The sequence below is a fragment of the Pseudoalteromonas distincta genome (assembly GCF_000814675.1).
Taxonomy (GTDB): domain Bacteria; phylum Pseudomonadota; class Gammaproteobacteria; order Enterobacterales; family Alteromonadaceae; genus Pseudoalteromonas; species Pseudoalteromonas distincta.
Map to the genome: position 1 here is coordinate 135,620 of NZ_JWIG01000009.1, position 25,541 is coordinate 161,160.

The 25,541-nt window shown below is 38.9% G+C and carries 24 protein-coding genes and 1 riboswitch; of the genes, 12 read left to right on the forward strand and 12 right to left on the reverse strand.

Annotated elements, in window-relative coordinates:
- Positions 1-20 precede the first annotated feature (20 nt).
- Positions 21-578, reverse strand: coding sequence for a hypothetical protein (locus QT16_RS06975; protein ID WP_039487459.1), 558 nt, complete (start codon positions 576-578; stop codon positions 21-23).
- A 77-nt stretch (positions 579-655) separates the two neighbouring features.
- Positions 656-1,540 carry an NAD(+) kinase gene (gene nadK, locus QT16_RS06980; RefSeq protein WP_004335384.1) on the reverse strand — a complete coding sequence of 295 codons (885 nt, stop codon included), beginning with the start codon at positions 1,538-1,540 and terminating at the stop codon, positions 656-658.
- A 154-nt stretch (positions 1,541-1,694) separates the two neighbouring features.
- On the opposite strand from nadK, the gene QT16_RS06985 reads away from it, so the two are divergent.
- Together QT16_RS06985 and grpE are read left to right on the forward strand one after the other, a co-directional pair.
- The gene (locus tag QT16_RS06985; protein ID WP_039487462.1) at positions 1,695-2,660 is read left to right on the forward strand and encodes an HrcA family transcriptional regulator; all 966 of its coding nucleotides are present in this window, start codon (positions 1,695-1,697) and stop codon (positions 2,658-2,660) included.
- A 58-nt stretch (positions 2,661-2,718) separates the two neighbouring features.
- Positions 2,719-3,330: a nucleotide exchange factor GrpE gene (gene grpE / locus QT16_RS06990; protein ID WP_024597391.1), complete on the forward strand. Its 612-nt coding sequence runs from the start codon at positions 2,719-2,721 to the stop codon at positions 3,328-3,330.
- Positions 3,331-3,356: 26 nt separating this feature from the next.
- Here grpE and QT16_RS06995 read toward each other — a convergent pair whose 3' ends face one another.
- Positions 3,357-4,559, reverse strand: coding sequence for a Bcr/CflA family efflux MFS transporter (locus tag QT16_RS06995; protein WP_004335389.1), 1,203 nt, complete (start codon positions 4,557-4,559; stop codon positions 3,357-3,359).
- 197 nt (positions 4,560-4,756) lie between these two features.
- Here QT16_RS06995 and QT16_RS07000 point away from each other — a divergent pair, with 197 nt between their 5' ends.
- Positions 4,757-5,554, forward strand: a complete 798-nt coding sequence (locus QT16_RS07000) for a M48 family metallopeptidase (protein WP_039487466.1) — start codon at positions 4,757-4,759, stop codon at positions 5,552-5,554.
- Between the two features lie 110 nt (positions 5,555-5,664).
- Here QT16_RS07000 and QT16_RS07005 read toward each other — a convergent pair whose 3' ends face one another.
- The 3 genes from QT16_RS07005 to QT16_RS07015 form a co-directional block, all read right to left on the reverse strand.
- Positions 5,665-6,681 (reverse strand): alpha/beta fold hydrolase, encoded by a 1,017-nt coding sequence (locus tag QT16_RS07005; protein ID WP_039487492.1) that lies wholly within the window; start codon positions 6,679-6,681, stop codon positions 5,665-5,667.
- Between the two features lie 198 nt (positions 6,682-6,879).
- Entirely contained in the window at positions 6,880-7,668 is a 789-nt protein-coding gene (locus tag QT16_RS07010; protein WP_039487467.1) for a nucleoside-binding outer membrane protein, read from the reverse strand.
- A 132-nt stretch (positions 7,669-7,800) separates the two neighbouring features.
- Entirely contained in the window at positions 7,801-9,114 is a 1,314-nt protein-coding gene (locus QT16_RS07015) for a Na+/H+ antiporter NhaC family protein (RefSeq protein ID WP_004335396.1), read from the reverse strand.
- Between the two features lie 354 nt (positions 9,115-9,468).
- Between QT16_RS07015 and dapB the strand changes: the two genes are divergently transcribed.
- The 6 genes from dapB (at position 9,469) to ribB (ending at position 17,894) form a co-directional block, all read left to right on the forward strand.
- A complete protein-coding gene (gene dapB, locus QT16_RS07020) occupies positions 9,469-10,272 on the forward strand; it encodes a 4-hydroxy-tetrahydrodipicolinate reductase (protein ID WP_039487469.1) in 804 nt (267 codons plus the stop codon).
- A 361-nt stretch (positions 10,273-10,633) separates the two neighbouring features.
- The gene (gene carA, locus QT16_RS07025) at positions 10,634-11,770 is read left to right on the forward strand and encodes a glutamine-hydrolyzing carbamoyl-phosphate synthase small subunit (protein ID WP_004335400.1); all 1,137 of its coding nucleotides are present in this window, start codon (positions 10,634-10,636) and stop codon (positions 11,768-11,770) included.
- A 16-nt stretch (positions 11,771-11,786) separates the two neighbouring features.
- Positions 11,787-15,005 (forward strand): carbamoyl-phosphate synthase large subunit, encoded by a 3,219-nt coding sequence (gene carB / locus QT16_RS07030; protein WP_039487473.1) that lies wholly within the window; start codon positions 11,787-11,789, stop codon positions 15,003-15,005.
- 48 nt (positions 15,006-15,053) lie between these two features.
- Positions 15,054-15,530, forward strand: coding sequence for a transcription elongation factor GreA (gene greA / locus QT16_RS07035; RefSeq protein ID WP_004335404.1), 477 nt, complete (start codon positions 15,054-15,056; stop codon positions 15,528-15,530).
- A 158-nt stretch (positions 15,531-15,688) separates the two neighbouring features.
- The gene (locus QT16_RS07040; protein ID WP_039487474.1) at positions 15,689-16,747 is read left to right on the forward strand and encodes a S66 family peptidase; all 1,059 of its coding nucleotides are present in this window, start codon (positions 15,689-15,691) and stop codon (positions 16,745-16,747) included.
- Positions 16,748-16,823: 76 nt separating this feature from the next.
- A riboswitch (FMN riboswitch) is annotated at positions 16,824-16,995 on the forward strand.
- 245 nt (positions 16,996-17,240) lie between these two features.
- Positions 17,241-17,894 (forward strand): 3,4-dihydroxy-2-butanone-4-phosphate synthase, encoded by a 654-nt coding sequence (gene ribB, locus QT16_RS07045; RefSeq protein WP_008134744.1) that lies wholly within the window; start codon positions 17,241-17,243, stop codon positions 17,892-17,894.
- Positions 17,895-17,974: 80 nt separating this feature from the next.
- On the opposite strand, the gene QT16_RS07050 is transcribed toward ribB, so the two are convergent.
- On the reverse strand, positions 17,975-18,631 hold the full coding sequence (locus QT16_RS07050) for a nitroreductase family protein (RefSeq protein ID WP_039487477.1): 657 nt from the start codon (positions 18,629-18,631) through the stop codon (positions 17,975-17,977).
- A 362-nt stretch (positions 18,632-18,993) separates the two neighbouring features.
- Positions 18,994-20,019, reverse strand: coding sequence for a zinc-binding alcohol dehydrogenase family protein (locus QT16_RS07055; protein WP_039487479.1), 1,026 nt, complete (start codon positions 20,017-20,019; stop codon positions 18,994-18,996).
- A 133-nt stretch (positions 20,020-20,152) separates the two neighbouring features.
- Here QT16_RS07055 and QT16_RS07060 point away from each other — a divergent pair, with 133 nt between their 5' ends.
- The 3 genes from QT16_RS07060 (at position 20,153) to rhlP (ending at position 22,555) form a co-directional block, all read left to right on the forward strand.
- On the forward strand, positions 20,153-21,088 hold the full coding sequence (locus tag QT16_RS07060) for a LysR family transcriptional regulator (RefSeq protein ID WP_039487481.1): 936 nt from the start codon (positions 20,153-20,155) through the stop codon (positions 21,086-21,088).
- A 13-nt stretch (positions 21,089-21,101) separates the two neighbouring features.
- A complete protein-coding gene (locus QT16_RS07065; protein WP_024607550.1) occupies positions 21,102-21,446 on the forward strand; it encodes a VOC family protein in 345 nt (114 codons plus the stop codon).
- Positions 21,447-21,760: 314 nt separating this feature from the next.
- Positions 21,761-22,555, forward strand: a complete 795-nt coding sequence (rhlP, locus tag QT16_RS07070) for a rhombotarget lipoprotein (protein ID WP_052201206.1) — start codon at positions 21,761-21,763, stop codon at positions 22,553-22,555.
- Positions 22,556-22,623: 68 nt separating this feature from the next.
- On the opposite strand, the gene QT16_RS07075 is transcribed toward rhlP, so the two are convergent.
- The 4 genes from QT16_RS07075 to QT16_RS07085 all read right to left on the reverse strand — a co-directional run.
- On the reverse strand, positions 22,624-23,514 hold the full coding sequence (locus QT16_RS07075) for a dienelactone hydrolase family protein (RefSeq protein WP_039487484.1): 891 nt from the start codon (positions 23,512-23,514) through the stop codon (positions 22,624-22,626).
- Positions 23,515-23,620: 106 nt separating this feature from the next.
- Positions 23,621-24,577 carry an alpha/beta hydrolase gene (locus QT16_RS07080; RefSeq protein WP_039487486.1) on the reverse strand — a complete coding sequence of 319 codons (957 nt, stop codon included), beginning with the start codon at positions 24,575-24,577 and terminating at the stop codon, positions 23,621-23,623.
- Between the two features lie 37 nt (positions 24,578-24,614).
- Positions 24,615-24,788 carry a hypothetical protein gene (locus QT16_RS20885; protein WP_158001028.1) on the reverse strand — a complete coding sequence of 58 codons (174 nt, stop codon included), beginning with the start codon at positions 24,786-24,788 and terminating at the stop codon, positions 24,615-24,617.
- Between the two features lie 109 nt (positions 24,789-24,897).
- On the reverse strand, positions 24,898-25,541 hold a 644-nt coding region (locus QT16_RS07085; RefSeq protein ID WP_039487489.1), incomplete at its 5' end, for an IS3 family transposase.

Below are 25,541 nucleotides of genomic sequence, written 5' to 3' on the forward strand. Positions count from 1 at the left end.
GCAAATTAATTTTTTATTATTTATGCAACGCTTACATCTTGAGTAAATTGTGTATCAGAAGTTTTTGGAGAGGTATCAATTTGATCATCAACAATATCAGTAGCTTGTATAATGTCTTCGGTCTTAAGTAGCCCGATAAGTGGAGGTAAAGTATTTAGGTAAAAACTCTTATTGTATAAAATTCCTTGCTGAGGTAACTCAGATACAAAGTACTGTATATTATCAATCAATGGTTGGATTACATTCGTTTGATTAGTTTTAATTAACTCGTTGGACAACGTATTAATTAGTAGGTCAGCGGTATCTTCAAGTTGCTGTAAATTCTCGTCTGTATGCGATTGAACAACAAAAAAATTATTTACAATAGCTTGAATACGAGGAACGTATTTTGGGCGAATTATTTTAGCATCAAGAAGATCATTAAGCTTTACTCTAAGGCGTGAATTTACATGCGAAACACGTTCATTAAATAGCTTTTTTCTAGCTTCGATTGCTTTTTTGCGGTTACTCTCAATTTTGAGGTAACTGTATAAAAGTGTAATTAATAGCAGTAAAGCAAAGAATACTACATAAGTCATTGCCGTTTGTTCCTGAAATGTTTAATTTTTAGTTGTTACTAATATTTTGCTCTATCGTTTAACTTTTGGCAATAAAATTAGTACAAACGACTACCCCAATTTAGTTTTGTACGTAAAACGTTGTAGTACGAGTAATTTTTTGGATGAATTAAGCGCAATTGTTTATCCGCTTTTTTAATTACTACCTCATCGCCGGGTAATACGGCAAGCACAACATGGCTGTCGCAACTTACTTGTAGGCTATCTGTATTTTCTAGGCTTAGCTTTAAGCGTACTTCGTTATCGGCATCGACCACTAAAGGTCTGCTAGATAAGGTATGAGGAAACATAGGCACTAACGATATTGCATTTAGCTCTGGCGTTAAAATTGGCCCGCCACCTGAAAGTGAATATGCCGTAGAGCCAGTAGGGGTTGATACTATTAAACCGTCAGAGCGCTGAGAAAACACAAAGTCATTATTTATAAAAGCTTCAAACTCAATCATATGCGCTACTTTATCGGCATGAAGTACCGCTTCGTTAACGGCAGAATTTGCACTCTTTAATTCGTTGTGGCGATATACTTCTACTTCTAATAAAAAGCGTTTTTCTTCAAGGTACTCACCACTGAGGACTTGCTCTAAGCTCGCTTCAAACCCTTCAGGGTTTAAATCAGTTAAAAAGCCAAGGTTACCTCTATTTACTCCAATTACAGCAATGTTAAAGCGCGCAAGCACGCGTGCAGCACCAAGCATGTTACCGTCACCGCCTACAACAATAGCTAAATCGGCTTGTTCTCCTAAGTCGACTAACTTAACAAGTTTGTCATGCGGGATATCGTCTAATTGACTCCCTGTGCGTTTTTCTACTATTACCTCAAAACCAAGCGCAAGTAAAAATGTATGTAAGCGCTGAAGGGTAGCAGCGGCTCCCGGGTGATTAGGTTTGCCAATTAGGCCTATGGTATTAAAAGGAGAGTCCATAATGTACGCACAAAAAGATTTAATAATTGTAGAGTAACTCAAAACAGAAGTGTTTGAAAATACAGATTATAGCAATATTATAAACCTTCAATTTTATTCGCAGTCAGTTAACTGCACGACTTGAAAAACAACTAAACGCCCCGATATCTCTTTCATGCAACAAGATGTAGATACCATGAAACTAAACTCACGAGATCAGCAAATTTTTTCAGCTGTTATGAACATGTACTGTAATGGTGAAGGCTTGCCTGTTCCATCAACAAAAATTGCCAAGCTCAAAGGCATGGCAGTATGCTCGGCTACGGTTCGTAATGCTATGGCTCGCTTAGAAAAAGTGGGGCTATTGTATTCACCTCATACATCTGCAGGACGAGTGCCCACAAATGAAGGGTTTGATTATTGGTTTGATGAGTTTTTTCCACTCGCTGAAATTGCTAATTATTGGCAACCAGAGCAATCACAACTCGTTGAACTAGCACATGGTTTGAGCCAAAAATACCAAATATGTTGTTGTGTTGGTTTACCACAAGCCAGCTCGCAGCAAGTGTTTAGAGTAGAGGTGCTTGATTTTGATTCTACCGACTGGCTTATTCTATTAATAGACAGGGCTGGGCAGAGCCACAACATTTGTATTGATAAACCTCATGATTCGTCAGATTCTGTTCGTTATCAGTTTGCAACATGGTTGAATACCGTATTTAGCCAACAAACTCTTATGGAGGGTTTGTATCGTATGCAGGCGATGGCAAATACAGCGCCTCGAAATTGTCATGATTCACTTAATCAATGGACGCGACAGCTAAGTCAAAAATTAGGCTCAGATAATAGTATTGTAGTTGGCGAAAATTACCTCTATAAACAAATCGATTGTGAGCAAAGTTTAAATATTGGTGTTTCGTTTTTAAATTATGTAGAAGATAAACTCGCTTTTAAAAACGGTGTATCGGTACTTAATAGCGAAAAATTGCCTTTTACTGAGTGTGATGAATTGATCGTAATAAGCGTGCCGTACTTTCAAAACCAAGAATACCAAAGCCGCTTTTGTATAATTTGCCCTAAATCAGCGCAAATCGAAGAAATAATTCGAGAATTTAAATTAATTGAGGCATCTAACTCTTGAATCTTTTTATTCAATCCCCATAATTACCGCAGTTGTAAAGAATTGGAGCACGTATTTTATGTCTGAGCAGACACAAAACCCTGAGCAAGAAGTAGAATTAAACGAAGAAATTTCTAAAATGCAGGCTGATGTAGAAGCAGCAGTAGAAGCCGCTGATCAACATGCAGAAGAAGAGCAAAGCCCTGAAGCAGAAATAGCTATGCTATATGCAGAGCTTGAAGCTGCTAAACAAACTATTGCTGATCAAAAAGATGGTGTTGTTCGTGCTGCAGCAGACGTAGACAACATTCGTCGTCGTGCAGCACAAGATGTAGAAAAAGCGCATAAGTTTGCACTAGAAAAATTTGCTAACGAATTACTACCTGTAATTGATAATCTTGAGCGTGCTATTGAGTTTTCTGATAAAGAAAATGAGACTTTAAAGCCGTTGCTTGAAGGTATCGATATGACAGTTAAAAGCTTTAACGATGCTGTTGCAAAGTTTGGTGTTGAAATTGTAAACCCACAAGGTGAGCAGTTTAATCCAGATTTTCATCAAGCAATGTCAATTCAACCAAGTAACGATGTAACACCTAATACAGTACTTGCTGTTATGCAAAAAGGTTACACATTGAATGGTCGTTTATTACGCCCTGCAATGGTTATGGTTTCTAAAGCTGCTGATGCTTAATTGAATTATTAGTTTTAAAAAATGCCTCATATTGAGGCATTTTTTTTGTCTTTTTTATAGTGAATTAACTGTACGAGCATAGTAAGCAACACAGCGCTAAACATTAGACTTGAAAATGGCACTGCGCTTTTTGCATGCATAATAGCGAGTAGTGGGCCAACTAATGCGCCACTGCCAAAACGAAGTGTGCCAATTACGGCGGTTGCCGTGCCTGTGTTTTTTTCAAACTTCATTAAAATTAACGAGTCAGCATTACTTGCAGTGACGCCTAAGCTCATCATTAATGGCGCAATAGCAGCCACAATATAATAAAGTGATAAATGCAATAAGCTAAATGTTAACAAAGCAAGCCCCGATACAAACCCACATACAAGCCCAATATAGAGCATCTTTCGAGAGCCCAGCCTTGGTACAATTCGCGTATTTAAAAAGTTACCAAACATCAGCGCCATTACATTAAACGCAAATAACACACCAAATAATTGTTCTGATACTTCATATAAATCTAAATATATAAAAGGTACTGATGTTAAAAAGCAAAAAAATCCAAACGATACAAACATAGAACTGAGTATGTCGGCACGTGCATCTTTATTACTGAGTACTGTTTTATAGCTATCAAAAAATAGAGCGAGACCCTTTTTTTCGTTTTTGTGAATAGGAATATCAATTAGATACACTTGCACAAATGCTAATATTAAAAAGCTATACCCAGCAAGAACCAAGAATATGGTTGACCAAACAGAAAATCCTAAAATAAACGAGCCAACTGAGGGGGCAACTAACGGCGCTACCATCATAATCATCGACACATACGACATTCCCTTAGCTGTATTTTGCTGATAAATATGGCGAATAATACCCGGTACTACTACCGTTGCTGCCGCTCCCGTAAATGCTTGCACTGCTCTAAGAGTCCAAAAAGCATGGATTTCGGTGGTAAATGCCAGTGCAAGTGAGCTTGCACCAAATAAGGTTAAGCCAATACGTGCAAGCTTACGGCGGCCAATTTGATCGGCAATGGGGCCAAAAAATAGCATCCCTAATGAATAGCCCGCTAAGTAAATACTCAACGATATTTGTACATTGGGCATATTAGTGTGTAAATCGTTTGCAATTACCAGCATGGCAGGTAAGTACATATCTATCGCCAATGGCGTAATCGCCACGATACTGGCTAATAAAGGCAATAAAATACGGGTATTAAAAGACGAGGCTGAGGCGTCCATGTGTAAACTCAACAATCACTAAAAACAAGGGTTATAGTGTAACAGGGCATTGTATTTGGATAAACTTAGTTTGCCCGCTAAGTTTATCGTCATATTGCTTTTTTTTAATATAACGGTACATAAAGCAAATATTTTAAATTGGTACTGTGTTTGCTATTCTACAAGCAATAAAAAATTCATTACTTAAGAGAATTATCATGAAAAAACTAGTACTTGCAGTATTAGCGACAGCCGTTTTAGCCGGTTGTAAAACGTCACCAACAGGACGTACTCAAATAGCGCTTTACTCAGATCAACAAATGAGTGAAATGGGCACAGCTAGCTTTGCCGAAATGAAAGCATCTCAGCCAATAAATAAAGACGCTAAAACAAATTCTTATGTAAATTGCATTGCTGAAAAAGTAGTCGCTGTATTACCAAAAGAATACGCGTCGCAAAATTGGGAAGTGGTTGTATTTGAAGATGAATCTGCTAACGCTTTTGCACTACCTGGTGGTTACATTGGGGTTCATACGGGCTTATTAAAAATAGCCACCAATCAAGACCAACTAGCAACAGTACTAGGGCACGAAGTAGGGCACGTAATTGCTGAGCATTCTAATGAGCGTGTTTCACAAAGCTCTATTTTAGATACCGGTATGCAGCTTGGTAGTGCGGCACTTGAAATGGGTAATATTCAATACCGTAACGAAATTATGCAAGGCTTAGGTTTGGGGGCACAATATGGAGTTGTTTTACCATTTAGCCGCTCTCACGAATCAGAAGCCGATACTATAGGTCTGGATTTAATGGCACAGGCGGGTTTTAATCCACAAGAGTCGGTTACACTTTGGGAGAATATGAGTGCAGCGGGCAGCGGTACAACCCCTGAGTTTTTATCTACTCACCCAGCGCCAAGTAACCGTATTAAAAATCTACAAGCGCAAATGAGTAAAGCACTTAGCGAGCAAAGCACTGCTAAAGCACAGGGTAAAAACCCACAATGCACACTGTAGTTAAGCGCTTTACTATCTGAAGTAGTGTACGTTTAGTATTAATGCGTAATTAAAATAAAACCCCTGTAAGTATTTACCTACAGGGGTTTTATTTTAGTTTTTAAGCGTGGTTATTCAGCAGCAAGTGCTTGTTTAAATACATTTTTAAAGCGTTCGAAATCTTCAATGTGCGGTAGGTGCCCTAAATTATCCAGTTCAAATAATTGTGCGTCAGGGATAAGTGTTGCAGCGTGTTTGCCTAATTTATCATATCGACCAAGCTCGTAATCAACACCGTCTTTTTTCCAGTTACGGCCAGGGCCGGTTCTATCGCGTGTACCAATAATTAATTTAACCGGTACTGCTAAATCTTTAAATTCGGTTATTACAGGTTGAGTGAAAATCATATCGTATGTTTTTGCATTTACCCATGCCATTTGTTCTTTATCTGGGCCTTGTATTTGCCCTGTTATAAAGTCGGTTAAGGCTGAATATGTGGCATTCCACTTACCATCGTAGTAATTTTTTTGTTGGTATTTTCTTACGCCTTCTGGCGTTTTTGAAAATTCGTTTTTATAGAAAAAATTTGTATCTTTGTAATCAACATACTGCAGATAGTTTTCAAGCCCAATAGGGTTAAGTAAAATTAATTTACTTGTTGTGTTTGGGTACATTAATGCAAAACGACTCGCTAGCATCCCACCCATAGAGTGCCCTAATACAATTGACTCTTCTATATTAAGTGAGTCCATTAACGCATGAGTATGGTTAGCAAGAGCCGCAAATGAATACTGGTAATTAGTTGGTTTAGATGATTTTCCAAAACCAATTTGATCAGGGATTAATACGCCGTAGCCTAAAGATTGCAGGTATTGCGCAGTAGTAGTCCAGTAATCTGCATTAAAATTTTTGCCATGCATAAGCGTCACTGTTGGCATGTCGGATTTGGTGGGCTTTAAGTAAATATAGGCCATTTTAAGAGACTGTTTTTGTGACTCAATGTTAAAGTAATTTACTTTAAAATCGTACTGGTAACTGCTTAAAAGTGCATCATAAGAAAGTGAAGAGGTATCTTGCGTTGTGCTCGCTAATGCATTGTTTGTTAATAACAATAAAGTAGAAAAGCAAATAACTTTAATCGACGACATTTGGTTACTCCAATTAAGGACAAATAATATGAGCTCTAATATATAAAACTCAGAATAATTCATTATAGTAACCAAACATTAAGTACTATTCAATTGAGGCTTTGTCATGCACAACGTTGTTTAATTTGGAGATGAAAAAAGCGAAGCTAAAATAGAGCTTCGCTTATTAATGTAGGGTAAGACGAGTATTGTTAAAGCTTAAAACGTCCACTCAATATGGATTTGTGGCACTGACTCAGTGACTTCAGTACCTAGTTTATTGTGCCAGTATTGTAATTCCATACCCAACAGTAGTGTGTTTTCTTTCATTTGAAGAGCGTGGCCCATATCCCATACTAAAATAGGCTGTGCGAGTATCCACGCCTCTACATCGTTACCAAATTCATCTTCACGTTCTGCAATGTATTCAGCGTGGCCTTTAAAGCTAAATTTTTGTGAGCCAATATTAAAAGGGTATTCAAAGGCAACATCAAGCATCCAGCTATTTGTTTCAATAGGAGCCCCGCCTTTTGCTACACCTTCACTATCGTCAATGTAAGCTGTGAACAGCGTTTGAAAAAAGTTAAACCCAGGTACATCCCAGCTTAATTTAACACCAGGCAAGTATTTCATTACTTTAGCGTCGCCAGCAACGTTAATACCACCGGTAAGGCCCACATCTAATAATGCGCCTGCGCCAATTTTTTCGCCGCTAATGGCCGATAAGCTTACCGTTGAATACCACTCACCATAAAAATCAGCATCTTGGTAACCATCATCGGTATCGTCTTTACTGTAATCGATAAAAAAGAAGTTATCGCCGTAATCGTAACCCGATGCATGTTGAACCGAGTAAACAGTGGTGTTTGACTCTTGCTCAGTGAATGGGTTTTTTTGGTCGCCATTATTAATATGTAGTGCTGTGCTGCTCCAATTAGCCGCAAAAGCAGAAGACGATAAAGCAATTGATGTAAAAGTAATGAGAGGAAGTAATTTTTTAAATTTCATATCTGTATTTAACTATAATTTTAGTGACACGCGAAGGCGCGCATTATAGCAAAAGTGATTGATATGTAGAGTGTTATTTTAACATATGTTGCAGCTTACTTATTAAGCTGCAACATAGTATCGGTGTTTAAATTATGCTTTATTACGGCGTAAGCAAATAACTGCAATGGCTGTAAATGCTAAAATAAAACAGTAATAAGAAGACGTTGATACTTCCCACGGGCTAATTTTAAACGTAGCACCTAATAACAATGCTTGGGCACCGTATGGCAATGACCCCTGTGTAACACAGGCAAATATATCAAGTAAACTGGCAGAGCGTTTACCACTTATTTCGCCATCATCAGCAAGTTTTTTAGCAATAGGGCCGGCCACAATAATAGACACTGTATTATTAGCAATACATACATTACTTGTTAAAACTAACGCAGCGATACCTAATTGGTCAGCCACTTTACGGTGCCATTTTGCAATGATTTTAGTAATCGCTTGAATTTTTTGAGCAATGTAATCAAGACCACCGTTAATACGAATAAATTCAGATAAGCCACCAATAAACATAGAAAGTAAAAATATTTCCTGCATATCAGTAAAGCCTTTGTAAATGTCTTTTACAAAGCTTGCGCCTTCGTAACTACCGGTAAAGCCCATTAATGCGGCAAAAATAATACCGCTAAACAACACTACAAATACGTTCAAGCCGGCAACTGCTAACACTAAAATAAAGGCATAAGGAAGTACTAACCAAATATCATAGTCTTTAGTTTCAACTACTTGTGCAGCAGGTGTTAAATAAAACAACAGGGCGATTGTTAGAATGGCTGCAGGGACTGCAATTTTAAGATTTTCTTTAAACTTGTCTTTCATTTCACAGCCCTGCGTGCGCGTAGCTGCAATAGTGGTGTCTGAAATAATAGATAAGTTATCGCCAAACATAGCGCCTGATACAATCGTACCTGCCATTAATGCTGGGTCTATACCTGTTTTAATTGATACCGCATAAGCGATAGGGCCAATGGCGCCAATCGTACCCATAGACGTTCCCATTGCAGTAGAAACAACGGCTGCAATTAAAAACAAACCAGGGAGCAATAACGAAGGTGGGATAAGTGATAAGCCTGCATTTACTACCGCATCTACTCCACCGGTTGCACTTGCCACAGCCGAAAAAGCACCTGCAAGTAAGTAGATTAAACACATGGTAATAATATTGTTGTGTCCGGCACCTTTAATAAAGGTCTCTACACATTGGTTTACCGTGCCTTTATTTAAAATAAACGCAAGCATGATGGCGGGCAATATAGCAACAGGTGCAGGTAGTTGGTAAAAAGCATAATCAACCCCTTGCGATTGCAAATACAAACCTGAGCCTAAAAATAGCGCTACAAAGGTAAGTAGGGGAAGTAAAGAAAGTATTGCTTTGTTTTTATTAAATGATGGCTGCATCATAATCCTCATAACCAGTAAAATTTATCACAGCCAAAACTCCTCTTTTAGCTGAATTTAGCAGTACAACTTTTTATTTTAAAAAGTTGTTAGCCGCAGCGTCCGCAAGCCAAAGACCAAATCGACGCGAAAGAGAAGTTTAAATGTATAGATGGCTAAAGTAAACTGGTATTGTTATTATTATTAAATTAAAAGGTCACCTGACTATTGCATGACTTTTAGATAATATCTATAAAGCAACGCGATTTTCAGCGATTAATATTTATCCAACTGCATAAAAATACCCACCTGCGTATTTTGTAATGCCCGGATATATGGCTAATAAACGGATTCAAATTAAATTAGGTAAAAACCATGACTACAAATCGAATAGGTGTTTTTGGTGCTAACGGCAGAATGGGCTTAGCCCTATTAGAAGCCGCGACAATTAAAGAGCAAACACAACTTACAGGCGCATATGTTCGTAGTGGTTCATCGCTATTGGGCATTAATGTAAATCAAGTAAATAGCGCAGCCGATAACAGTGTTAGCTTTAGCGACGAAAGTACAATAGATGATGTAGATGTTTTAATCGACTTTACGCTGCCAGCGGGTATGAAAAACCATCTAAAAACAGCTGTTGCACAAAAAATTCCTATGGTGATTGGCACAACAGGTTTAACAAATGATGATATGGCGCTATTACACGATGCCGCTAAACATATCCCTATTGTATTTGCGCGAAATTACAGCGTAGGTGTCAATGTATTACTTAACCTTGTGCAAACTGCAGCGACTAAATTTGGTGACGATTTAGATATCGAAATATTTGAAGCGCATCACCGTCATAAAATAGATGCACCATCGGGTACTGCACTGGCAATAGGTGAGTCAATCGCGCAAGCGAAAGGCTGGGATCACGACGAGGTTGCGGTATATGACCGAAGCCAAATAGAAACAGCGAAATCTCAAAATGAGATTGGTTATTCTGTCCTAAGAGGGGGCGATATAGTAGGTGAACATACCGCATACTTCGCTACAATGGGCGAAAGGCTTGAATTAACACATAAAGCAAGTTCGAGAATGACGTTCGCTCTAGGTGCTATAAGGGCTGCAAGCTGGTTAAAAAACAAACCTGCTGGACTTTATGATATGCAAGATGTGCTAGATCTTAAGTAGTTTAGTTACTATTTTAACTGTTTGGGTCTAATTTCACCTACAGTGACTTATTTGTAACAATTAACCAAATAATGTTAGACCTAAATAGCAACTTCATGTAATATGCAGCCAATTTGCCAAAAATTACTAAATGCGTGTTTCCAATTATACCCAAGTGGCTAGTAAATCCAGGGTTTCAGTGGGAATGAAAATAGTTTTAGGCAAGAAAAATGATTGAAGGTTGAATGCTTTACATCTGCATCATTTAAGACTGCGTAAAACAATTTAAGCTCACAAAAATCTGGTTTTGACGATCCCTCTGGGTATTGGCGGGGTGTTAAGCAATTGCTTACTCCCGTTTTTTACTGTTAGGAGGTTTAACTTGACTAAATCCGCTCTGTTAGTCCTAGAAGACGGCACAGTGTTTCGCGGTACTGCAATCGGCGCTGACGGCATGTCAGTCGGTGAAGTGGTATTCAATACGTCTATGACTGGTTATCAAGAAATTTTGACTGATCCATCATACGCGGAACAAATCGTAACTTTGACGTACCCACATATCGGTAATACGGGTACCAACAGCGAAGACGAAGAAGCGAATCAAATTTGGGCTAAAGGCCTAGTGATCCGTGATTTGCCACTGCTAGCAAGTAACTTTCGTAACGAGCAATCGTTAGATGATTACTTAAAAGAACGTAATATTTTAGGTATTGCGGACATCGACACCAGAAAGCTAACTCGAATTTTGCGTGACAAAGGCGCACAAAACGGGTGTATTGTTGCCGGTGACGAGCTAGACGAAAATAAAGCGTTACAAGCCGCGCAAGCCTTCCCAGGCTTAAAAGGTATGGATTTAGCAAAAGTTGTCTCAACCAAGGAAAATTTTGAGTGGCGCGAATCAAGCTGGACATTAGGTGAAGGATTTAAAACCCTCGACGCTGCTGATGAAAAGTTTCATGTTGTTGCCTACGACTTCGGTGTAAAACGTAATATTTTACGTATGCTTGTAGACCGTGGTTGTAAACTTACAGTAGTACCAGCGCAAACTTCTGCCGCTGACGTACTTGCTTTAAACCCTGATGGTATCTTCTTATCTAATGGCCCTGGTGATCCTGAGCCATGTACTTACGCTATTGAAGCCATTCAAGCCTTTTTAGAAACCGACACACCTATTTTTGGTATCTGTTTAGGTCATCAGTTATTAGCCCTTGCTTCAGGTGCTAAAACAGAAAAAATGAAATTTGGCCACCACGGTGGTAACCACCCAGTTAAAGACCTAGACCGTAATGTAGTTATGATCACAGCTCAAAACCATGGTTTTGCAGCTCAAGAATCAAGCCTACCAAGTACGCTTCGTGCCACGCATAAATCGTTATTTGATGGAACGCTTCAAGGTATTCATCGTACTGATAAGCCTGCGTTTAGCTTCCAGGGTCACCCTGAAGCAAGTCCAGGTCCACACGATGCAGCACCATTATTTGACCACTTCATCGATTTGATGCAAGCGCGTAAACACTAATTTAACTGGAGTAATAATGCCAAAACGTACCGACATAAAAAGCATTCTTATCTTAGGCGCAGGCCCAATTGTAATTGGTCAAGCTTGTGAATTTGACTACTCTGGTGCTCAAGCGTGTAAAGCACTTAGAGAAGAAGGCTATAGAGTTATATTAGTTAACTCAAACCCTGCAACTATCATGACCGATCCTGAAATGGCCGATGCTACCTACATCGAACCAATTCACTGGGAAGTGGTAGAAAAAATTATTGAAAAAGAAAAGCCAGATGCAGTATTGCCTACAATGGGTGGTCAAACAGCATTAAACTGTGCACTTGATTTAGACAAGCATGGTGTATTGGCTAAGCATGGCGTTGAGCTAATTGGCGCAACGGCCGATGCAATCGACAAAGCAGAAAACCGTGAACGCTTTGACGTAGCAATGAAAAACATTGGCCTTGAATGTCCTCGTGCTGAAATTGCTCACTCAATGGAAGAAGCTAAAGATACAATGAGCCGAATTGGCTTACCATGTATCATTCGTCCTTCTTTCACCATGGGTGGCACCGGTGGCGGTGTTGCTTACAACATGGAAGAGTTTGAAGAAATTTGTGAACGTGGTTTAGACTTATCGCCAACAAACGAATTATTGATTGATGAATCACTGATTGGTTGGAAAGAGTACGAAACAGAAGTTGTACGTGATAAAAACGATAACTGTATTATTGTTTGTACCATTGAAAACTTTGACCCTATGGGTGTTCACACTGGCGATTCAATCACCGTTGCACCAGCGCAAACGCTAACCGACAAAGAATACCAAATTATGCGTAACGCCTCTATGGCGGTATTACGTGAAATTGGTGTAGAAACTGGCGGTTCTAACGTGCAGTTTGGTATTAATCCTGAAGATGGCCGTATGGTTATCATTGAGATGAACCCACGTGTATCACGTTCATCTGCACTTGCATCAAAAGCAACGGGTTTCCCAATTGCTAAAATTGCTGCAAAGCTAGCAGTCGGTTATACGCTTGACGAGCTTCAAAACGATATTACTGGCGGTAAAACTCCAGCATCTTTTGAGCCTTCAATCGATTACGTTGTAACAAAAATTCCTCGCTTTAACTTTGAAAAATTTGCCGGTGCTAACGACCGCTTAACTACGCAAATGAAATCAGTTGGCGAAGTAATGGCGATTGGTCGTAACCAACAAGAATCATTACACAAAGCATTACGTGGTCTTGAAGTGGGCGCAACAGGTTTTAACCCAATAGTTGCACTTGATGACCCTAAAGCGAAAGAAAAAATCATCCGCGAATTACGCGAGCCAGGTGCTGAGCGTATCTGGTACATTGCCGATGCAATGCGCCATGGTATGAGCGTTGATGATGTTTATGAGCTGACTAAAGTTAATCGCTGGTTCTTAGTACAAATAGAAGATATTTTAAAAGACGAAGCAAAAATTGGTGAAGTAGGTATGGCTGGTTTAAATGCCGACTTCCTACGTAAACTTAAACGCAAAGGTTTCGCAGACCCACGTATAGCTGAAATTGCTGGTGTATCTGAAGCTGAAATTCGTAAAAAACGTCACCTATTAAACATCGTGCCAGTATACAAACGTGTTGATACGTGCGCTGCAGAATTTAGCTCAGACACAGCTTACATGTACTCATCTTACGATGAAGAGTGTGAAGCAAACCCAACAGATAAAGACAAAATCATGGTTATTGGTGGCGGTCCTAACCGTATCGGCCAAGGTATTGAATTTGATTACTGTTGTGTACATGCCTCGCTTGCGCTTCGCGAAGACGGCTATGAAACCATTATGGTTAACTGTAACCCTGAAACGGTTTCTACCGATTACGATACATCTGATAGACTATACTTTGAGCCAATTACACTTGAAGACGTACTCGAAATCGTACGTGTTGAAAAGCCAAAAGGCGTTATTGTGCAGTACGGTGGTCAAACACCACTTAAATTAGCACGTGAGCTTGAAGCGAATGGCGTGCCAGTAATTGGTACTTCACCTGATGCGATTGACCGTGCAGAAGACCGCGAACGTTTCCAACAACTTGTAGAGCGTTTAAATTTACTTCAGCCAGAAAATGCAACAGTAACTTCAACTGAAGAAGCACTACTTAAATCAGTCGAAATTGGTTTTCCACTCGTTGTACGTCCGTCGTATGTACTAGGTGGTCGTGCAATGGAAATTGTATACGATGAAGACGATTTACGTCGCTACATGACCGAAGCTGTATCTGCATCAAACGAAGCACCTGTATTACTGGACCGTTTCTTAGATAACGCAATTGAAGTTGACGTTGACGCAATTTGCGACGGCGAGCAAGTAATTATTGGCGGTATCATGGAGCACATTGAGCAAGCCGGTGTTCACTCTGGTGACTCAGCATGTTCATTACCAGCACATTCTTTATCGCAAGAAGTGCAAGATGTAATGCGCAAGCAAGTAACCGATATGGCGCTTGAGCTTGGTGTTGTTGGCTTAATGAATACACAGTTTGCTGTAAAAGATGGCAAAGTGTACTTAATTGAAGTCAACCCACGTGCAGCTCGTACTGTACCGTTTGTATCAAAAGCAACCGGTGTAGCGCTTGCAAAAGTAGCTGCTCGTTGTATGGCGGGTCAGTCTTTGGCAAGCCAAGGTATCACTAAAGAAGTGATCCCTCCTTATTACAGCGTTAAAGAAGTTGTTTTACCATTTGCTAAGTTTCAGGGTGTGGATCCAATTCGTGGCCCTGAGATGCGCTCAACGGGTGAAGTGATGGGTGTTGGTGATACTTTCGCCGAAGCATTCGCAAAAGCACAATTAGGTGCAAGCAACACTTTACCACGCGGTGGTCGCGCGTTATTATCTGTTCGTAATAGCGATAAGCCACGCATTGTTGAATTAGCCAAGATTATGACCGACTTAGGTTTTGAACTTGACGCAACGGGTGGCACGGCACAAGCTCTTGAAGAAGCTGGCATTGAAGTACGACGTGTAAACAAAGTATATGAAGGCCGCCCGCATATTCTTGATTATATCAAGAATAAAGAGTACAGCTATATCGTTAATACCACCGAAGGTCGCCAAGCGATCGAAGATTCGAAGGTGTTACGTCGTGGTGCATTGCAAAATAAAACCAACTATACGACAACCTTGAACGCGGCTTTTGCTAACTGTACTGCTAACAAAGCAGATGACCGTAGTAAAGTAACGTCAGTTCAAGAGCTACACCTGCGATTGAACTAAGGAAATGTGCCAAGGCCAACTAGGGCCTTGGTGTTAAGTGAGAAAAGTATGCAATCAATTCCGATGACAGTTCGTGGCGCAGATTTACTGCGCAAAGAGCTTAACGAATTAAAAACAGTTACCCGTCCAAAAATTATCGCCGACATTGCTGTTGCGCGTGAACACGGTGACTTAAAAGAAAACGCTGAGTACCACGCTGCACGTGAGCAACAGGGTTTTTGTGAAGGTCGTATTCAAGAAATTGAAGCTAAACTTTCAAATGTTCAGATAATCGACGTAACTAAAATGCCAAATACGGGCAAAGTTATTTTTGGTACCACAGTAACTATAGTAAATGTAGATACGGATGCTGAAGTAAAATATCGTATTGTAGGCGATGATGAAGCAGATATTAAAAACAACTTAATTTCTGTTAATTCACCGATTGCACGTGGCTTAATTGGTAAACAAGTAGACGATGCAGTGTCTATCCAAACGCCAAAAGGTATCGTTGAGTACGAAATCATTGAAGTTGAGTATCTTTAACGCATAACTCACTTTAACGTTTTAAATAAAAACCGATGTATTTACATCGGTTTTTTTATGCCTTAAATAAATCACTATACTGATAAGGGTGTTCATATTGCATAAAGAGTGAGCATGATGATATAGGTACATAATCACTTCATTAAAAGGAACACTCAATGGCTAATATACTTTACCCAGCGCCTTTAAAAGTAGGCTCTAAAATTGCTATTTGCTCGCTTTCATCTGGGCTAAAAGAAAAGTATCACGGACGATTAGATATTGTTATAAATGGACTAAAACAACGAGGGTATAATGTTGTTGAAGGCGAGTTTTTACGTCAAAACAAACCACGTGAACAGCTTAATGCTAAAGCGCATGCTAAGCAGCTAATGGGTTTTTTATTAGATGATGAAATAGATGCGATTATGCCGCCAATGGGTGGTGAGCTGGCAATGGAAATACTGCCACTACTTGATTTTAACGCCATTAAAGAAGCAAAGCCTAAGTGGTTAGTTGGTTTTTCTGATGTGAGTACTATTGCATGTGCACTCACTGCTAAGTGCCAATGGGCAACCCTACACAGCGCCAATCTTATGCAGTTACACCCAGATGAAAAAAATCCGTATAGCTTACAAATATTTGAAACTCTGACCTACGAAGCCGGTAGTAAATTTGAGCAAGGTCCTTCTTCTTTATACCAAAAAAATAAGCCTAATTACGCGAAAAACCCGAACGAATTACTCAGCCCGAGTGAGCCCACAAACTGGCAATGTTTAAACTACACAGATAAACGTACCATAGAAATGTCTGGTCGGTTATTTGGTGGGTGTTTAGATACCGTAGGTTTATTGCTCGACTCGCCATTTTTAGCGCTGCATGAGTTTAAAAAGGACAGTGCGCCCGAAGGGCTTATTTTATACCTCGAAAACTCAGAACTTACACCAACAACCGTTGCACGATTTTTACTGTCATTAAAATTAGCCGGTATATTCGATGATATCAATGGCTTGGTTTTAGGGCGAAGTGAAATAACACAAGGTCATTACGATGCCTTTGATTATCGCCATGCGTTAGATGTAGCGCTAGGTGGGTGTTTATTTCCTGTAATTTTTGATGCCGATATAGGGCACGTTCAACCTAACTTAAATTTGGTCAATGGTGCTACCTGTACGCTAGTTGCTGATATAAACGAAGGTATAGTAGATCGCGCATCGTTAAATATTCAACTTTCGTAGTTTTTATTGTATTTAGTTTTGAAAAACAAATAAATACAAGCGTATAATATGCCTACAGTAAGTGCTAATGCTTACTGTAAATTCTCAGGGCGGGGTGAAATTCCCCACCGGCGGTATGTTTAATGTTTTTTATGACTTAAACGAGCCCGCGAGCGCTTTATTTAACTTATTTTAGGTTAAGTAAAGGTCAAGCAGATCTGGTGAGATGCCAGAGCCGACGGTTACAGTCCGGATGAAAGAGAATATGGCTTATTATACTAAAACCAATTTAATTAAAAACATGATCCTTGTATCGCGTTAAGTGAGCTATTTTCTTTGCGCTATAATTAGTCACTAATTTAATGTTATTGGTATAACAGTGTGCGCTGCTTTTTGCTGCGTGCTTTTTGTTATTCTATTTAAGCTATTTTGGTAGTGATCGCTTTAAATTTAAGTGATGTATTACTGATCCTTTCACAGTCCTGAATCTATTATTTTTATTTGGAATATAATGATGATTCAGTCTCTACTTACTCAATTCGGCGAAAGCCATACCCGCGTTCAAAGCGCAATCACTGCACTACAGCAAGGCCAAGGCGTACTTGTTGTTGATGATGAAAACCGTGAAAATGAAGGCGACTTTGTTTTTTCAGCTGAGCATTTAACTACTTCTCAAATGGCCGAAATGATCCGCGAAGGCAGCGGTATTGTTTGTTTATGCATGGGGGAGGAGCGCATTAAACAGCTCGACTTACCGCAAATGGTAGCTAACAATACGAGTCAAAATAACACCGCTTATACAGTCACTATTGAAGCTAAGCATGGTGTTACAACAGGTGTGTCTGCTGCTGATAGAGTAACTACTATAAAAGCAGCGACAGCGGATAATGCAAAACCAAGTGATTTATCGCGCCCAGGGCATGTATTTGGTTTAAAGGCACAAACGGGTGGCGTATTAGTGCGTCGCGGTCATACCGAAGCATCCGTTGATTTAATGCAACTTGCCGGCTTAAAACCATTTGGCGTAATTTGCGAGCTAACAAATCCTGATGGCTCAATGGCGCGCTTACCTGAGGTGAGTGATTATGCTAATAAACATAATATGACCGTTGTTTCTATTGAAGATTTAGTGCAATACATTCAGGCTGCACAGCGCAAAGTAAGTTAAACTGCTTTAAAGCAAAAAAACCACTTATTTAAATAAGTGGTTTTTTAATATTGTTATCATTTAAGTTTATAACGTATTACTTATAAAACCTGAATAACTTGCTCTTTTGCTAAGCGAGATTTAGGTAATTTAGCATTATAATCTTCAGCGCTATCATGATAGCCAAGTACTAATGCCACGTCGCATACGTAACCATCAAGTTCTTTTTCAAAGACTTCGCCAATCAGCTCGGCATCTACGCCTTCCATTGGGGTTGAATCAATGCCTAAACGTGCAGCGGCATGCATAGTGTTACCCAGTGCAATGTAAGTTTGTGCTTTAGTCCACTCTTCATTAACGCCTTGCTCATCAGTATTCATATCAACAAACGCATAAGCACCAAAAGCTTGTTCGCGATTTTCTGCTTTAGTACGGCCATTTTTAATATCTGCATCAATAACTTGTGCGTAGTCATCGCGGGTATATTTAGGATTGTGAGCGAATAATATTATATGCGAAGCTGTTTTAATATGTGGCTGGTTAAACGCAAATTTATTAGCAAATGTACTATGCATACGCTCTTTAGCTTCATCTGATTCAATTACGATGAATTTCCAAAGCTGCGAGTTAATAGATGATGGAGATAGGCGCATAGCTTCGTAAATAACGGCTAAATCGTCTTGAGATACACGTTTCGTTGCATCGTAACGTTTTGCTGTGTAACGCTTTTCTAAGTCATTAATAATAGGGTGAGCCATTAGTTTCTCCATTGAGTAGGTGTTTTACCAGTATTTACTATGTTGAGTCAGTTTTAGTAAAAACAAACCCTTTTAAAAATTTATTACAAAAATAATATCGTGTTTTTAAATCACTCTACTTATTTAATTCAATTGATATCTACGTAAAGTAAGGCCTATCAATATAGCTAGGTACGGATAGTAGTGGGTTATTACAATATGATAAACAGGTATATGGTTGAATCATTATCAAATATTATTAGGTAATAGTTTCTTTAATAAATATAAATACAGCCATAGCCACCCCGAAATATTGGCTGAAGACACCAATTACATTGGTGCCTTCAATTAATTCAGGCAGCGCGTATTTAGTATTTATGGAATTAAAAACCTTCCAACACTATTTTGCCAATAGAGCGACCTTCTTCAAGTTCTGCGTGTGCAATACGCAGGTTAGCCGCATTTATAATGCCTAAATTTTTACCAATCGTTGTTTGAATATGGCCCTGATCAATTAACTCAGCAACATGATTTAGTAACTTGCTTTGCTCAATTAAATCTTTGGCATTAAACATTGAGCGGGCAAACATAAATTCCCAATGTAGCGATAAGCTCTTCATTTTTAATTTACTCACATCTAATGACTCAGGATCGTCAATCATTGCAATTTTACCAAATGGTGCAAGTACCTCCGTATACGCTTCAAAGTAAGTATCAGTACTGTGCAGACTTGCTACATGTGTTACCGATCCAATGTTTAATGCATCAATTTGAGCGGGTAATGGTTTTGTATGATCAACAACATAATCTGCGCCTAGTTTTTTAACCCATGCTTGTGAGCTTTCACGCGATGCAGTGGCAATCACAGTTGCGCCAGTAATCGCTTTAGCAAGCTGGATAAAAATAGAACCAACGCCGCCTGCGGCACCTGTTACTAAAATAACTTCGTCTGATTTTGTTGTTGAATCAGCTGCTTGTTTTACAATGTTTAAATGCTCAAATAATAATTCGTACGCTGTTATTGCAGTAAGGGGTAATGCAGCAGCTTCAGCATCGTTTAAGCTTTGTGGTTTGAACCCTACAATGCGCTCATCCACTAATTGAAATTCTGCATTACTACCTGGGCGGGTAATATCACCTGCGTAGTAAACAGCATCGCCCGGTTTAAATGCCGTTACAGCATCGCCGATGGCAACCACTTCACCAACGGCATCCCAACCAATAACTTTTACTTCACCATCAGCAGGGGGCATAGATGCACGCACTTTGTAATCTGCTGGATTAACTGCAATAGCTTTAACTTTAATTAATAAATCACGACCTGTTGCAACTGGCTGTGGTAATTCAACATCAATTAACGATTCAGGATTAGAAACAGGAAGAGGTTTTTTATAACCAATGGCTTTCATAATAAGTGTCCTAATTTGTTTACATATAAGGTGCAAGCCATGCTTTGGCTAGCTGATGGATATATAGTAGACCTTGCTTTAATATAGATAAACCGCATAATTGTTGAATCATTATCAAATAAAAATAGATAATATGAACATAGAAGATTTAAAACTTATTTTAAAAGTAGCTGAGTTTAGAAGTATTACGCTCGCAGCTGCTAAGTTAGATATGCGTACAGCCACAGCAAGCGCTGCTATTAAACGTGTTGAGGCAGCCCTTGGCAGTGAGCTATTTGTTCGTACAACACGTCATTTAAGGTTATCGGCTGCTGGGGAGCGCTACATACCACAATGTGAGCAGGCTTTAGCTGTACTTGAGCTTGCAAAGCAAAATCTAAAAGGTGAACACGACGAAATAGAAGGCGAGCTGCGTGTTGCCCTTTCATCTGACTTAGGCCGTAACTTAGTGATCCCATGGATTGATGAACTCATGGACACTTATCCAAAGCTAAGTTTAAGAACGCATATAAGTGATAGTAATATCGACTTTTACCGTGACTCAGTTGATATAGCGCTTCGTTATGGCTCACCTAATGATGCTAGCGTTTATGGATTCAAAATTTGTAACGTACCGCGCTTGTTATGTGCAACTGACGAATATCTCTTACAAAACGGGGCTCCCATGCATCCCGATGATTTAGCGTCGCATCAAGGTTTGTTTTATCAGTTGCAGGATATTATAAATAATACGTGGGAATTCACCGATGGTGAGTCAAAATATAAAGTTAAAATGAATGGCAGGCGCGCCTCAAACGATGGCGATTTAGTAAGGCGCTGGTGCGTTGCGGGTAAAGGCTTGGCTGTAAAATCAGCCCTTGATATAGCCGATGATTTACTCAATGACAGGGTGGTTACTGTAATGCCAAATTATCAACATGTTAATGGTGAACTTTGGCTTATTTGCCCAAGTAGGCAGTCAATAACCCCAGCGGTGCGTTTACTACGTGATGCATGCAGAGCAAAATCCCAAGCTATTTTGCAGCAGTTGGTAAATAAAGGAATTATTGATAAAAGCGTACTGAGCTAATTAAGGAAGAGTTATGCAAGTTGATGATATTAGAATTTTTATTCCCTGTAAAAATTATGAGCAATCTCAGCGCTTTTATAAAGCGCTGGGATTTAAGATTGAAGATGCCTCAAATGATTTATGCGTGTGTACTTTTGGCGAATGTACGTTTTTTTTACAGCGTTATTATAATAAAACGTTTGCTGAAAACTTAATGCTGCAACTTTGTGTGTTAAATATAGATGAAGCATATGAACTTATTAGTAACCTAAACGGTTTTGATATCCGCTTTGAGGGTATAAAACGAGGGCGTGTTGAACTTTATGGATTGAAATTTGTTCAATCTAGGGGCGATTTAATCGCGGCGCAGGGTTTGTAACCTAGTGGGCTAAGTAAAAACCGAGCAACAAAGAGTCAATCGCCCCTAGAAAGAACCCAAAGGGCAGCGTATGTTTGGTCTTTATGCTACGTTATCGCCTATGTATGGGGAACAACCACATATCATAGGCTCTGCCTTGCCTAAATACCAAACACACAGCTGCAAATTCAACCACCAAAGGTCAACACGCCCTAGACCCTTGGGGTAGCGTTATTTACTTATGGGGACCATCGGGTGAGCTTTGGCACGTAACTGAATTAAATTAAAAATAAAAAGGAATAAATGTGAAATTTAATAAATATATAATTATTTTTATGGCGACCTTACTTGCTTCTTGTAGTTCGCTTGTGAGTAACAATACAGGTAAAAATACGCAATCTAGTAGCTTAATGGACTTCTTATATCCTGATCAACAAAGCCGCTCTACCTATAAACCTGCGATACCTGTTTTAAAACTCCCTGTTACCGTCGGAATTGCATTTGTACCGTCTAAAAACTGGCAGCCAGACGGGTTAGAGACCCAAAACCAAGTCGAGTTACTCGAAAAAGTAAAAAAGTCATTTCTACAATATGATTACATTGACCGCATTGAAGTTATACCAAGTACCTATTTAAAAGGAGGTGAAGGTTTTGCAACACTCGAGCAAGTCGGGAGGCTTTACGATGTAGATGTAATGGCACTGGTTTCATATGATCAAGTTACGCAATCGTATGAAAATAATGCAGCCTTACTTTATTGGACAATAGTGGGTATGTACGTTATTCCAGGTAATGAAAATACAATTCAAACCTTTGTGGATACAGCTGTTTTTGATATTAAAAGTAGAAAAATGCTATTTAGAGCACCAGGTATAAGTAAACTTGAAAAAAGAACAACAGCAATAGGTATTGATGAAACGTTATCTGAAAAGTCGGCTGAAGGTTTTAATCTAGCAGTTAGTGATATGACTACTAATTTAGATGCAGAGCTATCAAGGTTTAAAACACGTGTTAAAGAAGAAAAAATTGCAAAAGTCGAAAATAAAGATGGCTCTAGTAGCGGTGGCTCTTTGAGTATTTATTTACTCTTTTTGTTGTCGTTATTAGTTATGCGTAGCAAAAAAAATTAAAGTTAATAAAAACCAAGTATTTTTAATAGTGCCACCGGCTTAGAGCTGGTGGCATTATTTTTTATTCGTTAACTTAGCTTTTTATTAAAAAACTCAACGGTACGTTGCCATGCAAGTTCGGCATTGTCTTTATCATAGCGACCTGTCGAGTCGTTATGAAAACCATGATTTGCCCCTTTATACATATGCATAGTGTATTCAACATTATTAGCTTTTAAATCTTGTTCGTACTGTGGCCACGACGCGTTTACACGTTTATCTAGCTCGCCTAATTGAATCATTAACGGTGCTTTAATATTTTTACGTAAACTTTCACTGGCGGGAGTGCCGTAAAAAGGCACGCCAGCGCTGATTAAATTACTATCTACTGCCGCTAAATAATTAACAATGTAGCCACCAAAACAAAAACCGACAGCGCCTAATTTACCGTTACTGTTAGCATGCGATTTTAAAAAGTGCGCTGCGGCAACAAAATCGTTTTGAATTTTAGCGCGATCCATGGTTTTTTGCATAGCGCGTCCTTCATCATCATTACCAGGGTAACCACCCAGAGGAAAAAGCGCATCGGGTGCAAATGCAATAAAGCCTACCTTCGCTAAGCGTCTTGCTACATCCTTTATGTAAGGGTTTAATCCACGGTTTTCGTGTATCACAAGTACAACAGGGAGCTTACCTTCTATGTTTTTAGGGGTTGCTAAGTAACCTTTGCCTTTACCGTGCCCATCTGGCGAATCGAATTCTTCGTATGTTGCTTTAATATCATCGTCATTAAACGATACTTGTTCAGCAAGTGCATAGTTAGGTAATAATGCTGATGTAAGTACAGCCATCGAAAAGCCAAGTGCAGCAAGGCCACCGAGTTTTTTCATAAAAGTACGTCGGTCCATTAAACCGTGGGCGTATTCGTCATACCAATCAAAGGCTTCTTGAGGAATGTGATCAGAGGGGGATGTATTCATGGCTGTTCCTTAACTTTATTATGTCTATTTATTATTTAAATACCATAACGTATTAGGGATAAAAAACGAGCAATATTTCTCTCAATTATTAGGATTGTTGCCAAAGTTATCCATCAAGCAAGGAAAGGAGCACATTCCTTTGTTGTGCGGATATTAAAGAAACCATTTCAAGATGATTTAAATCTTTTACCTCATAAATGCTCACTTTTGGGTTACTAAGAGTAAGCAACCCATTATATGGACTCACTTTGTCTGCATTACTTGAAAAGATGTAAGTTTGCCTTGCATGAGGGGTCTTATTTAGATTACTTAATATGTCGAGTTTATTAAGAGGTACTTTACTGTTTTCAATTACCTTAGCCGCGACTTCGTTTATATAATCATCACCTAACAGTTTGCTATAAACAGGATATGATAATTTAGCAATTGTTCTTAGTGCGGCTTTAAAATTAATCATTGGAGCAAGAAGTATATGCTTATTAATATTGAGTTTGGTTGTGAGGTCGATGCTTGCAACTGCACCCATAGAGTAACTAAGCAATGAAATGTCGGTGTATTGGTGTTCATTTATATATTTTACTAATAAATCAAGGGAGTTTAAGCCATACTTAAATTCATCGTATTGATTACTTGCAGGCATCACTATTACATTCTTTCCAGTGATATGGCTAAGCCATCGGGCTTGCATGGTGTAAACCAAACTATTTACGCCATATCCCGGAAAAATAATTAAAAGCCCATCGTTTGACTTACTCGGTAAATTATCAGCATTGAGTTGATATTCAAAAGTATCGTCTTCAGTGCTTCCTTTACTAATTAAAGTTAATGTTAACGTATTGCCACTTAGTAGATAATTATCAATATCCTTAGGTGAAATAATCCTAAAATCAAGACAACCTATTTCGCTGCTGCAGTAATGGGTTTGTACTCCAGATAAAGCGATAGAGCTCTCAAATTCTTTAGGGAGAACTTTCTCCGGAGGCTTAGTTATTTGATAAGCAATATAGCTCTGACAACCACTTAAAAAAATAACTAAAGAAATAATCAGTATGTATAAGCGCATTAAAGTCCCTTTAATTTTCAAGCTAAATTTTTATTGATTAATTAATGCCTGATATCCCTTCATCTACGCCGATTAAAAAGTCGAGCCCTACAAACGCAAACGATATTGCAACGGCGCCTAATAGCATTAAGTTGCGGTTATTCTTTTTGTAGCCAATTGTGGTTAGTACAGCAAAAACAATAAATAAAATAAGTTGAAGTGTGCCCATCATTATTCCTTTTGGGGGTTATATTTATAGAGTTAAACTATCAGTAAGACAAAGACTTGGCAAATAGGTGAATATTATTTTTAATGTCCCGTCCTAAAATACGTTGACGGTTTTAAATGAAGGCCAGTAGCTTTTGCTCCTGGTCTTTTTTATGCACTTGGTTTGGTGTTTTCATTCCTAAACTTAAATGCGGCCTCAATTCATTGTATATCAATATCGATTCATCGACGAGCTGCTTTAGCTCTTCTAGGTTTTGGCATTTATAGAGTAAGAATTCCTGCTTCAATATGCCGTTAATACGCTCCGCCAGTGCATTCTGATAGCAGTCGTAGCCATCGGTCATTGATGGAATAATGCCATTTTCATTAAGCTTTACTTGATATACCCGCGAGCAATACTGCAACCCTCTATCTGAATGATGAATCGTACTACATTGATACTGACGATTATTGATGGTCATATCTAATGCCTTAACCACATCTGTCGCCTTCATTTCATCACTGAGTTCATATCCCATAATTTTTCGACTATACGCATCAGTTACTAGTGATAGATAGTGAACTCCTTGCGCTGATTGAACGTAGGTTATATCGCTTACAAATACCTCTTCTGGCTTCGATGGCTGCCTATCTTTAAGTAAATTAGGATGCTTTTTCATCCAATGTTTACTAAACGTAGTTTTTGTATAACTACGCTTAGGCTTAACCAATAAATGTTCATTTTTCAGGTAACTAAAGAAAGCGTCTCGACCTAAAC